This window comes from Hydrogenophaga taeniospiralis CCUG 15921 (genome assembly GCF_001592305.1).
Classification (GTDB): domain Bacteria; phylum Pseudomonadota; class Gammaproteobacteria; order Burkholderiales; family Burkholderiaceae_C; genus Hydrogenophaga; species Hydrogenophaga taeniospiralis.
Genome location: NZ_BCWR01000022.1, coordinates 89,668 through 102,511, shown reverse-complemented (window position 1 = coordinate 102,511; position 12,844 = coordinate 89,668). Strand labels below are relative to the sequence as shown.

The following is a 12,844-nucleotide window of genomic DNA, read 5'->3' as shown; positions in this document are numbered from 1 at the left end:
GCTGCGGGCCACCATGGTGCGCGCCGGCATGGTCTGAACACCGGTCCAGACCGCATCTGACACGGCGGCTGCGGCGTTCGCGTCGCAGCCGCGTTGACTTCCAGACAGGAGACGCACATGCAAACCAACCACCCGGGGGCGCCAGAGCCCCAGGACGCCCAACGCCCCGATCACAGGCCTGGCCAGCTGGCGCTGGGCATCGCCGCCGTGCTGCTGGCCGTCGCGCTCGCCTACGGCGCGGCCAACATCCCGTCGGACGCGGGTTACGCGGGCGTGGGCCCCGATTTTCTGCCCTGGGTGGTGTCGGCCGCCATGGGGCTGTGTGGCGTGCTGCTGATCCGGGAGGTGCGCACCGGCGGTTACCGCAACATGGAAGAGCCATCGGGCGCAGCCCGCGGCGACTGGCACGCCATGGCCTGGGTCTCGGCCGGCATTCTGGGCAATGCGGCCCTCATCACCACCGTTGGCTTCGTGCTCAGCTGCGCGCTGTGTTTCACGCTGGCCGTGCGCGGCCTGCGCATCAGCGAAGGCAAGGCCGGTGGCAACGCCATGCAGACGGTGAAAGACGTGGTGATCGGCATGCTGATCTCCACGCCCACCTTCTGGCTGTTCACCAAATTCCTCGCCGTCAACCTGCCGGGCCTCACGGGCACCGGCTGGCTGTGATCTTCGCGACGGGTCCGAAAGGAATTCACCATGCTTGAACTCTGGAACAACCTCATGGGTGGTTTTGCCACCGCGGGCACCCCCATCAACCTGCTGTGGGCGCTGGCCGGCTGCGCGCTGGGCACGGCCATCGGCGTGCTGCCCGGCCTGGGCCCGGCGGTCACGGTGGCCATGCTGCTGCCCATCACCGGCCAGGTGGAACCCACCGCGTCGATGATCTTCTTCGCCGGTATCTACTACGGCGCCATGTACGGTGGCTCGACCACCTCCATCCTGCTCAACACCCCGGGCGAGACCGGCACCATGGTGACCGCGCTCGAAGGTTTCAAGATGGCCAAGAGCGGGCGCGCCGGTGCGGCGCTGGCCACCTCGGCCATTGGCTCCTTCGTGGCGGGCTCCATCGCCACCGTGCTGGTGACGCTGTTCGCGCCGTTCCTGGCCGAGTTCGCAGTGAAGCTCGGCCCCCCCGAGTATTTCTGCCTGATGCTGCTGGCTTTCACCACGGTGAGCGCGGTGCTGGGGCAGAGTTCGCTGCGCGGCATGACGGCGCTGTTCCTCGGCCTGGCGCTGGGTCTGGTGGGCATGGACCAGATCACCGGCCAGGTGCGCTACACGGGCGGCGTCATCGAGTTCATCGACGGCGTGGAAGTGGTGCTGGTGGCCGTGGGCCTGTTCGCGGTCACGGAGGCGCTCTACAACGCGCTCTACGAAGGCAAGAGCGAAGCCAGCATGAACAAGATGAACAAGGCCCACATGACCAGGACCGAGTGGAAGCGCTCGTGGCCGGCCTGGCTGCGCGGCACCTTCATCGGCTTCCCCTTCGGCACCATCCCCGCCGGTGGTTCCGAGATCCCGACCTTCCTGAGCTACGCCACCGAGCGCAAGCTGGCCGATCCCCAGTACAAGAAGGAATTCGGCACCACCGGCGCCATCGAAGGTGTGGCCGGCCCCGAGGCCGCCAACAACGCCGCCGTGACGGCCACCCTGGTGCCGTTGCTCACGCTGGGCATTCCCACCTCGGTGACGGCGGCCATCCTGCTGAGCGCGCTGCAGAACTACGGCATCAACGCCGGGCCGCAGCTGTTCCAGACCTCGTCGGCCCTGGTATGGGCGCTGATCGCCTCGCTCTACATCGGCAACGTGATGCTGCTGGTGCTCAACCTGCCCATGGTGGGCCTGTGGGTCAAGCTGCTGAAGATCCCCAAGGCGCCGCTCTACGCCGGCATCCTGATTTTCGCCACGGTGGGTGTGTACGGCATGCGCCAGAGTTCGTTCGACCTGTTCGTCATGTACGGTCTGGCGCTGGTGGGAGTGGCCTTGCGGCGGTTCGATTTCCCGACCGCGCCGGTGATCGTGGGCCTGATCCTGGGCCCGCTGGCCGAAGCGCAGTTCCGCAACGCCATGTCCATCGGCGAGGGCAGCTGGACGGTGTTCTTCCAGCGCCCCATGTCGGCCACGCTGCTGGCCGTGGTGGCCCTGGTGCTGATCACGCCGCGCGTGCTGGCCTGGCATCGCCGGGCCTGAGTCCGGCAAAAAAGCGGTTCCAGCGTGCGCTGGAACCGCAAAGAATCACGCGCCTCTGATGGGCTTCGCCCCGCGTGACCCCTGGAGCACTGTCAAGAAAACACCTGCCGCGTGCGGCGCACGCGGCATTCGGCGTCAGAAGTCGTGGCGCACACCCACGGCGAAGAGGCGGGCGTCGGCGGTTTTCGTGCCGCTGCCGTCCTTGACCTGGTGCGAGCGCACGCCGCCGTAGAGCTTGGTGCGCTTGGACAGGGTGTAGGTCGCCCCCAGGCCGAAGCCCGAGGCCTTCGACGACGTGGCGCCGGCCTTTTCGGTCTTGCCGCTGGCAAAGCCCGCCGAGAGCTGGAGCGCACCCAGCGGCACGTTGACGCCCACGGTGAATTCGTTGTCGTCGCCCGAGGCGGCGTTGCCGTTGCGGACGTTGTAGCCACCCGAGACGCTGGCCACGCCGAAGTCGTAGGCGGCGGCGACCATCAGGTAGTCGTTTTCCTTGCCTTTTTCCTGCTGCAGGCCCATGGCCAGGTTCAGCGGCCCGCTCTTGTAGCCCAGTTTGGCGCCGATCATGTCGGCCTTGGCGTCGGGGTCTTCGTCCAGCGCGTACTCGACACCGCCGTAGAGGTTGCCCATGGACGGCAGCACATAGGTGATCTTGTTGTTGAAGCGGTTGCTGTAGTCGCCGCCCGAGCCGAACACGCCGTTGGAAGAGGGCGTGAAGGCCGAGTCGAACACGCTGCTGCTGGCCGACAGGCCGCGCACTTCATCGTAGATCGTCGAGCTGCGGCCGAGCTTGAGCTCACCAAAACCGCCCGAGAGGCTCAGGGTGGACTCGCCTTTCCACATGGGATCTTCCGACGCGCCCGTGTCGGCGTCGAAGCGGTGCTCCATCTTGAAGCTGGCCTTGAGGCCGCCGCCAAGGTCTTCGGTGCCGCGAAAGCCCAGGCGGGTGGAGGTCAGATTGCCGTCGAACATCCGGCTCTGGCTGGCCTTTCCCTGTTCTTTGAGATGGCCCAGCGAGAGGTCGACGCGGCCATACACCGCAACGGATGATTGCGCCATGGCGGCGCCGCAAGCGGCCACAGCGGCCAGAGCGATCAGGGTTCTTTTCAAGGGAGACTCCATAGGAAGGGTGGGGGTGGCCCGGACGACGCTTGTCGTGCCGGGTCAGCGGGCGCCGGATGCACCGGAACACTGCCGACGCCATGCTGCCCACCAGGGCCGCGCGCCGGCAGCGGACAAGCACGGAGCATTGGCGCAAGCTTCTTGAAAGTCGGCCTCGGAGGGCCGATACCGGGTGCCGGCCCGGGAGGCGCAGGCGTTAGATTTCAGGTTTCTTTCAACCGCTGTGCGGGAATCACACGATGACACGCCAGCGGGCCTGCGGGACCATCTTCTCCATGGCACGGGGTGCGTGCGTGGCGGATGAGACCCCCACGACGCCCTCAGGGCGTGGCCCGGTGGCCTGGCCTTCCTTCACGACGAACCTGGAGATTCCCCGGACATGAATGTCCTCTTGGTTGAAGACGATCTGGAACTGTGCGTGTCGCTCAGCAGGGTGCTGTCGTCCCGCGGTTTTCAGGTGGTTTGCTGCTCCAACGGGCTCGAGGGGTTGGCCTTCGCGCGCCGGCACAGCTTTGACGCCGTGATCCTGGACCTCGGCCTGCCCGGCATCGACGGGCTCGAACTGCTGCAGCGCCTGCGCGACGGAAATGGCTCCGTCCCGGTGCTGGTGGTGACCGCCCGCGGGGCGGTGGGGGAGCGTGTGCAGGGGCTGGAGGCCGGTGCCGACGACTACCTCAGCAAACCATTCGACGTCGAGGAACTGGCGGCGCGGCTCAAGGCCCTGGTGCGGCGCAGCCACGGGGTGGAAGAGCTGCGGTGCGCCACGCTTCGCATCGAACCGGGTTCGGGCCTGGTGTTTCGTGGCGCCCTGCCGCTGGACATCTCGGGCCGTGAATATGGCCTGCTCAAGGCACTGATGTCGCGCCCGGGCCAGGCGGTGGCCAAGGAAGACCTGCACCGCGCGGTGTTTGGCCAGGAGGTCCCCGTCAGCCCCGACGCCGTCGAGGTGCTGGTGCACCGGCTGCGCAAGCGCATACAGGGCTCCGGCGCAGCCCTCATCACGCTGCGGGGTCTGGGCTATTTCCTCGTCGACGAAGCCACCAGCGATGGCGCTGCCAACGCCTGAGGCCGCTTCCATGTCCGCCCCCGAGACATCCTCCACACCCGGCGAACCCGCCGTGAAGCCGACCGGTCTGCGCGGCTGGCGCCGCTTTCGCGTCGCCCCTTCGGGCTCGATCCAGGGTTTTCTGATCGGTGGGCTGGCGCTGGTGCTGGCGGTGGTCGAAGGCCTGCATTGGCTCGTGTGGAGCGACGGGTCCGGGGCTTCTCTGCTCGGCTCGATCGTCCGCATGGGGTTGACGCTGCTGGTGTTCGCCTGGCTCGCGGGGCGCGCCCTGGCGCCCATACGCCAGCTCGGTGACCGCCTGCAGGGCCAGGCCTCGGCGGTGGACGACGACGCCTCGCCGCGCGAACTGCAACCCGTCACCGAGGTGGTGCACCGGCTGCTGCGGCAGCAGCGCGACGCGGTCGATCAGCAAAGCCGTTTCCTGGCCGACGCTTCGCACCAGCTGCGCACGCCCTTTGCGGTGCTGCGCACGCAACTGCAGGGCGCGCTCTCGGGGCAGCTGGAGGTGCGCGAGACGCTGCCCAAGATGCTGGCCACGGTGGACCGCTCCAGCCAGCTGGTCAGGCAACTGCTGTCGCAGGCCAAGGTGGACCAGCTGGTGGGCAACGCCCATTGGCAGGACGTGGACCTGGAGGCCGTGGCGCGCGAGGTCTGCCTGGAGTTCGCGCCGCTGTTGGCGCGCAAGCGGCTGGACTTTTCGCTGGAGTCGGTGCCGGTGAACCTGCGCACCGACCCCTGGCTGGCCGGCGAGCTGCTGCGCAACCTGATGTCCAACGCCATTCACCACTCGGCCAAGGGCTCGGCCATGGGCATGGTGCTGCGCGTGCTGCCGGGGCAGTCGGAGCTGCTGGTGTGGGACCACGGTGGCGGCATCGACGAAACCCTGCGCGCGCGCCTGTTCGAGCCGTTCCAGTCGGCGGCCGGGGGCACGGGCATCGGCCTGGGCCTGTCGATCTGCCGGCAGATCGCCCAGTCGATGCAGGCCGAGGTGGAGCTGTTCAACCGGGTGCAGGACGGGCAGGTGGTCGGGGTGGACGCGGTGGTGCGCTGGCCGCACGCGCCGGCCGCGGCGACCCCGCCCGTGCCGGTGGATCTGGCCGGGCCGCTGCCCGATGCCCGGGACCGGCAGCCATGAACGACGCGGTGCAACTGGTGGCGGTGGACAAGCGCTTCGCCGATGGCACGCACGCCCTCAAAGGGGTGCACCTGCGCTTTGCGCGGCGCCAGCTGACCACGCTGCTCGGGCCCTCGGGCTGCGGCAAGACCACGCTGCTCAGGCTGGTGGCCGGGCTGGAGCGACCGAGCGGCGGGCGCATCCTGATCGGTGGGCGCGACTTCACGCAGGCCGGCCCCGAGCAGCGCCCGATCAGCATGGTGTTCCAGAGCTACGCGCTGTTTCCCCATCTCGACGTGCGGCAGAACGTGGGCTACGGGCTGCGCATGCAGGCCGGCGCCCACCGCCGGCAGGACAACGACGCCAACGACGCGCGTGTGCACGAGGCGCTGGCGCTGGTCGGCATGGCGTCGCTCGCCTCGCGCAGCACCGCTTCACTGTCGGGCGGGCAGCAGCAGCGCGTGGCGCTGGCGCGCGCGCTGGTGCTGCAGCCCGAAGTGCTGCTGCTCGACGAGCCGCTGTCCAACCTCGACGCCGGTCTGCGCCGCCACATCCGGGAGGACATCCGCGGTCTGCAGCAGCGCCTGGGCCTGACCGTGATCTATGTGACGCACGACCAGGACGAGGCCATGGCCGTGAGCGACCAGGTCGTGGTGCTGTGCGAGGGGCAGGTGCTGCAGGTGGGCAGCCCGCGCGAGGTGTACGAACAACCCGGCTCCGAGTTCGTGGCCGGATTCATGGGCGATGCCGCGGTTTTTGACGCCGAGGCCGACGCCCAGGGCCGCGTGCACCTGGGGCCTTTGTGTCTGGCGCCGGGGCTGACGCGGCGCCAGGGGCCCCTGCGCCTGGTGGTCCGGCCCGAGGCCTGGCGCATCGCGCCCGCCAGCGGTGCCGGGCTGGCCGGCAAGGTGGTGGCCCGCGCGTTCGAAGGGCGGCTCACCCAGTACCGGGTGCTCACGGCACTCGGTGAGCTGCAGGTGAACAAGTTCCACGAACTTCAGGGACTGCAGCTGCAGGCGCCGGTGAGCCTGTTTCTCGATGGCCCGGGGGTGAGCGTGCTGCTCGGCGGCGAGGGCGCCGCGCCACAGGGGCCCTAGACACAGCAGTCCCGCAGCGCTTCGCACACCCCCTTTCCGCTTTCCCGACCCTTGAACCCCTGGACCGCTGTCGGTCCTATCCCAGGAGACAAACGATGACGAAGAAACTCTGGCTGGCCGCCCCCCTGTTGCTGGCCCAGATGCTGCCCGCCCAGGCTCAGAGCAGCGAATTCAACCTGATCTGCTCGGCCCAGGCCGCGTGGTGCAACATGCTCGCGGTGACCTTCGAGAAGAGCCAGGGCGTGAAGGTCAACATGACGCTCAAGGGCTCGGGTGAGGCGATTGCCCAGATCCTGGCCGAACGCGCCAACCCCAAGACCGACGTGTGGTTCGGTGGCACCGGCGACCCGCACCTGCAGGCCGCCGAGCAGAACCTCACCCTGGCCTACAAGTCGCCCTCGCTGCCCCAGCTGCACGACTGGGCGCAGAAGCAGGCCGCGCAGTCGGGCTACAAGACCGTGGGCATCTACTCCGGCCCGCTCGGTTTTGGCTACAACACCGAACTGCTGGCCAAGAAGAAGCTGGCCGTGCCCAAGACCTGGGCCGACCTGCTCAAGCCTGAATACAAGGGCGAGATCCAGTCGGCCAACCCGGCCTCCAGCGGCACGGCCTACACCATGATCGCCACCCTGGTGCAGCTCATGGGCGAAGAACAGGCGTTTGAATACCTGAAGAAGCTGCACGGCAACATCGGCGCCTACACCCGTTCGGGCACGGGCCCGATCAAGGCGGTGGCGCGTGGCGAGGCCACGGTGTCGATCAGCTTCGTGCACGACGGCCCGGGCGAGAAGGCGCATGGCTTCCCGCTGGAGACCATCACGCCCGCCGATGGCACCGGCGCCGAGATCGGCTCCATGTCCATCATCAAGGGCGCGCGCAACCTGGACGCGGCCAAGAAGTTCTACGAATGGGCGCTCACACCGGCGGCCCAGGCCCTGGGCGCGGCCACGCTGCAGTTCCAGCTGCCGTCCAACAAGGAGACCAAGGTGGACCCGCGCGTGCCCGACTTCCGCAAGATCAAGATGATCGATTACGACTACGCCAAATACGGCCAGACCGCCGAGCGCCGCCGCCTGATCCTGCGCTGGGAAAAAGACGTCAACAGCCTGCCGCACTGAGCCCTGCCGTCCTTCCGACCGGAGCCGCCTGCGGGCTCCGGTCGGACCGCCGGGCGACGGTGCATCGCCCAGCCTGATACACCACGGAATTCACCATGACCGTTTCTGTTTTGCGGTCCGGGCGCGCTATGGCCGCCTGGGCTCTGTTGGGGTTCGCGGCCTACGCCGTGCTGCCCTGGTATTTCCTGCAGCAGCATTCGCTGCTGGCCGCCCTGGCCGGGGTCTGGGGAGAAGACACCACGGCCAGCGGCCTGGTGCAGGCCGCCCGGCATGGCCGGCCGTGGCTCTGGGTGGGCCTGGCCGGCCTGCTGCTGGCGTCCAGCGGCCTGCTGCTGCCGGCTGGGCGGGGGCAGGGGCGGTTGCTGGTGGGCGGCGCGAGCCTGGGCCTGATCGGCCTGCTGGCCAGCGGCTTTGCCATCGGCGCGCCGGGCTGGTCGTTCGAGTCGCTCGAAGCCCTGTTCGGGCCGCTGGAGCATGGCCAGTTCGGCATGGGCTGGGGTGGCTTCGTCGTGCTGGCGTCGTTGGTTGCGCTGCTGGGCTCGGGCATCGCGCGGCTGGGCTACTTCCGCTCCGACGTGTTCGTGGCCTCTTCGGTGGTGGGCTGCGTGGCGCTGCTGGCCCTGTTCGTGGTCTACCCGGTGCTGCGCTCGCTGGTCACGGGCCTGTACGACGACATGGGCGAGTTCTCCCCGGCCGCGCTGTGGCAGCGCCTGGGGACGGAACGCATCTGGGGCCTGGGCTGCGTGGGCGGCGCCATCCGTTGCGGCGTGGCCTGGAACACCTTGTACCTGGCGCTGCTCACCGCCGCCGGCACCACCTTCATGGGCACGCTCATGGCGCTGTGGGCCGAGCGCGGCGGCACGCGCCTGGCGCGCCCGCTCAACGCGCTGGCCATGCTGCCCATCATCACGCCGCCTTTCGTGGTCGGGCTCGGGCTGATCCTGCTGTTCGGCCGCGCGGGGCTCTACAACCAGTTCATGGAATGGGCCTTCGGCGTGCCGCCCTCGCGCTGGTTCTACGGTGTCTTCGGTGTCTGGCTGGCGCAGATGTTCGCCTTCACGCCGATCGCCTTCATGATCATGCGCGGCGTGGTGCAGGGCGTGAGCCCCTCGCTGGAAGAGGCCGCGCAGACGCTGCGCGCCAACCGGGTCCGCACCTTCCTGACCGTGACGCTGCCGCTGCTCAAGCCCGGCCTGGCCAACGCCTTCCTGGTCGGGTTCATCGAGAGCATGGCCGACTTCGGCAACCCCATCATCCTGGGTGGCCAGTACGCGGTGCTCTCCACCGAGATCTTCTTCGCGATCGTGGGGGCTTCGCTGGACCCCGGCATGGCCGCCGCGCTGGCGCTCATCCTCACGGTCTTTGCGCTGGCGGTGTTTTTCCTGCAGCGTGCCCTGCTGGGCAAGACCAGTTTCACCACCGTCACCGGCAAGGGCGATGCGGGCATGGCCATGCCACTGCCGCGCAGCGTGCGCTGGATGTGCCTGGGGGTGGCCGGCCCATGGCTGCTGTTCACGGTCACCGTGTACCTGTTCGCGTTCGCCGGCGGCTTCGTGCGCACCTGGGGCCGCGACTACACGCTCACGCTGGACCACTTCCGCGGCGCCTTCGACCTGCAGTGGGGCGAGCACGGGCTGGTCTGGGCCGGCACGGCCTGGAACTCGCTGTTCACCACCGCCTCGCTGGCGGCGATGGCGGCGCCGGTCTGCGCCTTCCTCGGCCTGCTGATCGCCTGGCTGCTGGCACGCACCGAGTTCCGTGGAAAGTCGGCCTTCGAGTTCGCCGCGCTCTTGACCTTCGCGATCCCGGGCACGGTGCTGGGCGTGAGCTACATCATGGCCTTCAACGTGCCGCCGGTGGAGCTCACCGGCACCGGGCTCATCATCGTGCTGTGTTTCGTCTTCCGCAATCTGCCGGTGGGCGTGCGCGCCGGCACGGCGGCTTTCAAGCAGCTCGACCGCTCGCTCGACGAGGCCTCGCTCATGCTGCGGGCCAGCACCCTCACCACGCTGCGCCGGGTGGTGCTGCCCCTGCTCAAGCCGGCGCTGACGGCCGCGCTGATCTACAGCTTCGTGCGCTCCATGACCACCGTCTCGGCGGTGATCTTTCTGGTGTCGGCCAAGTACGAGCTGTCCACCACCTACATCATCGGCCGCGTGGGCAATGGCGACTACGGCGTGGCGCTGGCGTATTGCACGGTGCTGATCGTCTTCATGTCGCTGATCACCGCGCTGGTGCAGCGCCTGGTGGGCGAACGCAAACTCGGCCGGCGCGCACGCGCGGCCTGATCCCTTCTTCAGGAGTCCTTCATGAGCAAACCAACCGCCGGCATCGAATTCCGCCAGGTCACCAAACGCTACGGTGGCCCCTCGTCCCCGCTGATCGTCAAAGGCATCGACTTCGTGGTGCCCAAGGGCGGCCTGACCACCATCCTCGGTCCCTCGGGCTGCGGCAAGACCACCACGCTGCGCATGATCGCCGGGTTGGAAACGCCCAGCGGCGGGCAGATCCTCATCAACGGCCAGGACGTGACCTCGCTCGGCCCGAACGAACGCAACGTGAGCATGGTGTTCCAGAGCTATGCGCTGTTCCCGCACATGAGCGTGCTGCAGAACGTGAGCTACGGCCTGAGCGTGAGCGGGGTGTCGGCCACCGAGACGGCCGAGCGTGCGCGCGCCGCGCTCGCCACCGTGGGCCTGGTCGGCATGGATCAGCGCCTGCCCAGCGAACTCTCGGGCGGCCAGCAGCAACGCGTGGCGCTGGCGCGTGCGCTGGTGATCGAGCCGGCCGTGCTGTTGTTCGACGAGCCGCTGTCCAACCTGGACGCGCGCCTGCGCCGCAGCATGCGCGAGGAGATCCGCAGCCTGCAGCAGCGCCTGGGCCTGACCGTGGCCTACGTGACCCACGACCAGAGCGAAGCCCTGGCGGTCAGCGATCAGATCATCGTGATGGACCACGGCGTGATCGCGCAGGCCGGCAGCCCGGCCGACCTGTACGAGCGGCCGGTGAGCGAGTTCGTGGCGGGTTTCATGGGCGAGGCCATGCTGTTCCCGGGCCAGGCGCTGGACGACGGCACGGTGCAGGTGGGGCCATTGAAGCTCGGGGCCCTGCACGCGGTGCGGCCCGGGGCCATCAAGGCCGCGATCCGGCCCGAGGCCTGGACCGTGAGCCCGGCCGGGTTGGCGGGCGCCGTCGATGGGGTGGTGTCCAAGCTGGCCTACCTGGGCAGCTTCTACGAGCTGACCGTGCACACCGACCTGGGTGCGATCTTCGTCATCTCGCCCGATGTGGAACGCACATGGCAGATCGGCGACGCGGTGTCGCTCAGCCCGCCGGCCCGGGGCGTGTCCGTGGTGGCGGCCTGACGGGATCGACTTCATGGCATCTTTGACGCGTCGAGGCTGTCTCCGGTCGGCCGTGCTGGGCACCCTCCCGTGGCTGGCCGGCTTGAGCGCCGTCCAGGCCCGCAGCGCTGGCTTGGTGTTTGGCGTGATCTCGCCCCGGGCGGTGGAGCAGACCCGCGACAACTGGTGGCCGTTTGTCGAGCGGCTGGGGGCGGCGGTGGGGCAGGCCATCGAGCTCCAGGTGTTCGAGACCCAGGAACACATGGTCCGGGCTTTCATGGCCCATGAAGTCGATGTTGGATGGATGGGCAACGTGCCGGCGCTGGAGGTGGTGGAAGCCGGGGCCGGGGCGGTCTTTGCCCAGATGGTGACCCGCGACGGGGGGCTGGGCTACCAGTCGCAGATGGTCGTTGGGCGGCAGGCGGCTTCGATCAACGATCTGGGCGATGTGCTCGCGCAGGCCAGGCATCTGCGGTTCAGCGATGGCGAGGCCAAGAGCACGTCGGGGCACCTGGTGCCGCTGTACTTCGCCTTCCAGAAGAACGGGATCAACGAGGCGAAATCCATCTTTCAGCACCACGAATCGGGCAGCCACCAGGACAATCTGAAGAAGGTGGCCACCGGCGCGGTGGATGTGGCCACCGCCAACAACGAGGAGGTGGCCTTTTTCGCGCGAGATTTTCCCGAACTGGCCACCCGGATCAAGGTGGTGTGGGAGTCGCCCCTGATTCCGCAGTCCCCCCTGTTGTGGCGGACGGGCCTGCCACCGGATGTGCGGCGAAAGATCGGCAGCTTTGTGGTCGGGTTCGGTGCGACCCGCCTCGAAGAGAAACAGATTCTCGAAAGGGTCAACGGCCTTTCCCGGTTTCGCGCGTCGAGCAATCGGCAACTGGTGCCCATTGCCGACCTGGAGATGTTCAAGGCCCGCCAGGCGATCAACCACGACAAGTCGCTGAGCGCGCAGGAGCGGGCCCGTCGGATCGAGGCGGTGATCAAGCGCGGATCGCGCCTGGAGTTGCGTCTGAAGCTGGGGGCATGAGGCCCAATGCCCCGCTCCGGTGGCATGAAAAGCGGGTATGAGGTGTGGTGTTTGTTTTTTCAACGATGAGGATGTTCGATGACGAAATCGGTGGTGGTGTTCGATCTGGGGGGGGTGGTGTTCAACTGGCAGCCCACGGTGTTGCTGCAGCAGGTGCTGCCGCAACACGCTCCCGACAAGGCGTCGGTGCAGCGCCTGAGCGCGCGCATCTTCCAGACGCTGGACCTGAACGGTGACTGGACGCAGTTCGATCTCGGCCACATCGGGCCCGATGGGCTGGCCGAGCGCATCGCACGGCGCACCGGGCTGCCCGAGCAGGAACTGCGTGCCTTGATCGAGGCCCTGCCACCCCACATGACGGTCAAGACCGACACCGTGGAGCTGATGCGCGAGCTGCGGGAGCAGGGGCACCGTCTGGTCTATCTCTCCAACATGCCCACCGGCCTGGCCGAGTGGATCGAGCGCAACCATGCCTTCTTCGACTGGTTCGACGACGGCGTGTTCTCCGCGCGCGTGCGCCAGGTCAAACCCGATCCGGCAATCTTCCAGACCGCCGTGCAGCGCCTGGGCCTGCAGGACCAGGTGCCGGTGTTCCTCGACGACATGCAGCGCAACATCGACGTGGCGACCGCGCAGGGCTGGCGCGGCGTGCGCTTTGAATCGGCGCAGCAGGCGCGCGCGCAGCTGCAAGGGCTCGGACTGCTGGCAGAAGGCTGAGGGCTGGGCTGGGCTGGGCTGGGCTGGGCTGCGCGCGGAC

Annotated in this window: 11 protein-coding genes; 10 read left to right on the top strand and 1 reads right to left on the bottom strand. The window is 68.3% G+C overall.

Features of this window, described 5'->3' with window-relative positions:
- Positions 1-117 precede the first annotated feature (117 nt).
- Entirely contained in the window at positions 118-666 is a 549-nt protein-coding gene (locus HTA01S_RS22920; RefSeq protein WP_084236502.1) for a tripartite tricarboxylate transporter TctB family protein, read from the top strand.
- 30 nt (positions 667-696) lie between these two features.
- Positions 697-2,190, top strand: a complete 1,494-nt coding sequence (locus tag HTA01S_RS22915; RefSeq protein ID WP_068175731.1) for a tripartite tricarboxylate transporter permease — start codon at positions 697-699, stop codon at positions 2,188-2,190.
- A 135-nt stretch (positions 2,191-2,325) separates the two neighbouring features.
- On the opposite strand, the gene HTA01S_RS22910 is transcribed toward HTA01S_RS22915, so the two are convergent.
- On the bottom strand, positions 2,326-3,297 hold the full coding sequence (locus tag HTA01S_RS22910) for a porin (protein WP_068175729.1): 972 nt from the start codon (positions 3,295-3,297) through the stop codon (positions 2,326-2,328).
- Positions 3,298-3,688: 391 nt separating this feature from the next.
- On the opposite strand from HTA01S_RS22910, the gene HTA01S_RS22905 reads away from it, so the two are divergent.
- From HTA01S_RS22905 to HTA01S_RS22870, 8 genes are all read left to right on the top strand, one after another.
- Entirely contained in the window at positions 3,689-4,375 is a 687-nt protein-coding gene (locus HTA01S_RS22905; protein ID WP_068175722.1) for a response regulator transcription factor, read from the top strand.
- Positions 4,376-4,385: 10 nt separating this feature from the next.
- On the top strand, positions 4,386-5,510 hold the full coding sequence (locus HTA01S_RS22900) for a sensor histidine kinase (protein ID WP_068175718.1): 1,125 nt from the start codon (positions 4,386-4,388) through the stop codon (positions 5,508-5,510).
- Entirely contained in the window at positions 5,507-6,586 is a 1,080-nt protein-coding gene (locus tag HTA01S_RS22895) for an ABC transporter ATP-binding protein (RefSeq protein WP_068175715.1), read from the top strand. Before HTA01S_RS22900 ends, HTA01S_RS22895 begins: the two co-directional genes overlap by 4 nt.
- 95 nt (positions 6,587-6,681) lie before the next feature.
- A complete protein-coding gene (locus HTA01S_RS22890; protein ID WP_068175712.1) occupies positions 6,682-7,704 on the top strand; it encodes an ABC transporter substrate-binding protein in 1,023 nt (340 codons plus the stop codon).
- A 95-nt stretch (positions 7,705-7,799) separates the two neighbouring features.
- Positions 7,800-9,992, top strand: coding sequence for an ABC transporter permease (locus HTA01S_RS22885; RefSeq protein WP_068175709.1), 2,193 nt, complete (start codon positions 7,800-7,802; stop codon positions 9,990-9,992).
- 21 nt (positions 9,993-10,013) lie between these two features.
- Positions 10,014-11,069, top strand: coding sequence for an ABC transporter ATP-binding protein (locus HTA01S_RS22880; protein WP_068175698.1), 1,056 nt, complete (start codon positions 10,014-10,016; stop codon positions 11,067-11,069).
- Positions 11,070-11,121: 52 nt separating this feature from the next.
- Complete coding sequence (phnD, locus tag HTA01S_RS22875) at positions 11,122-12,087, top strand: phosphate/phosphite/phosphonate ABC transporter substrate-binding protein (RefSeq protein WP_068175692.1); 966 nt, start codon at positions 11,122-11,124, stop codon at positions 12,085-12,087.
- 78 nt (positions 12,088-12,165) lie between these two features.
- The gene (locus HTA01S_RS22870) at positions 12,166-12,804 is read left to right on the top strand and encodes an HAD family hydrolase (RefSeq protein WP_068175688.1); all 639 of its coding nucleotides are present in this window, start codon (positions 12,166-12,168) and stop codon (positions 12,802-12,804) included.
- Positions 12,805-12,844 lie beyond the last annotated feature (40 nt).

Bases quoted from the DNA above. Each gene is read 5' to 3' on its own strand.
- HTA01S_RS22920 (WP_084236502.1), top strand. From the start codon at position 118: ATGCAAACCAACCACCCGGGGGCGCCAGAGCCCCAGGACGCCCAACGC.
- HTA01S_RS22915 (WP_068175731.1), top strand. From the start codon at position 697: ATGCTTGAACTCTGGAACAACCTCATGGGTGGTTTTGCCACCGCGGGC.
- HTA01S_RS22905 (WP_068175722.1), top strand. From the start codon at position 3,689: ATGAATGTCCTCTTGGTTGAAGACGATCTGGAACTGTGCGTGTCGCTC.
- HTA01S_RS22900 (WP_068175718.1), top strand. From the start codon at position 4,386: ATGTCCGCCCCCGAGACATCCTCCACACCCGGCGAACCCGCCGTGAAG.
- HTA01S_RS22895 (WP_068175715.1), top strand. From the start codon at position 5,507: ATGAACGACGCGGTGCAACTGGTGGCGGTGGACAAGCGCTTCGCCGAT.
- HTA01S_RS22890 (WP_068175712.1), top strand. From the start codon at position 6,682: ATGACGAAGAAACTCTGGCTGGCCGCCCCCCTGTTGCTGGCCCAGATG.
- HTA01S_RS22885 (WP_068175709.1), top strand. From the start codon at position 7,800: ATGACCGTTTCTGTTTTGCGGTCCGGGCGCGCTATGGCCGCCTGGGCT.
- HTA01S_RS22880 (WP_068175698.1), top strand. From the start codon at position 10,014: ATGAGCAAACCAACCGCCGGCATCGAATTCCGCCAGGTCACCAAACGC.
- HTA01S_RS22870 (WP_068175688.1), top strand. From the start codon at position 12,166: ATGACGAAATCGGTGGTGGTGTTCGATCTGGGGGGGGTGGTGTTCAAC.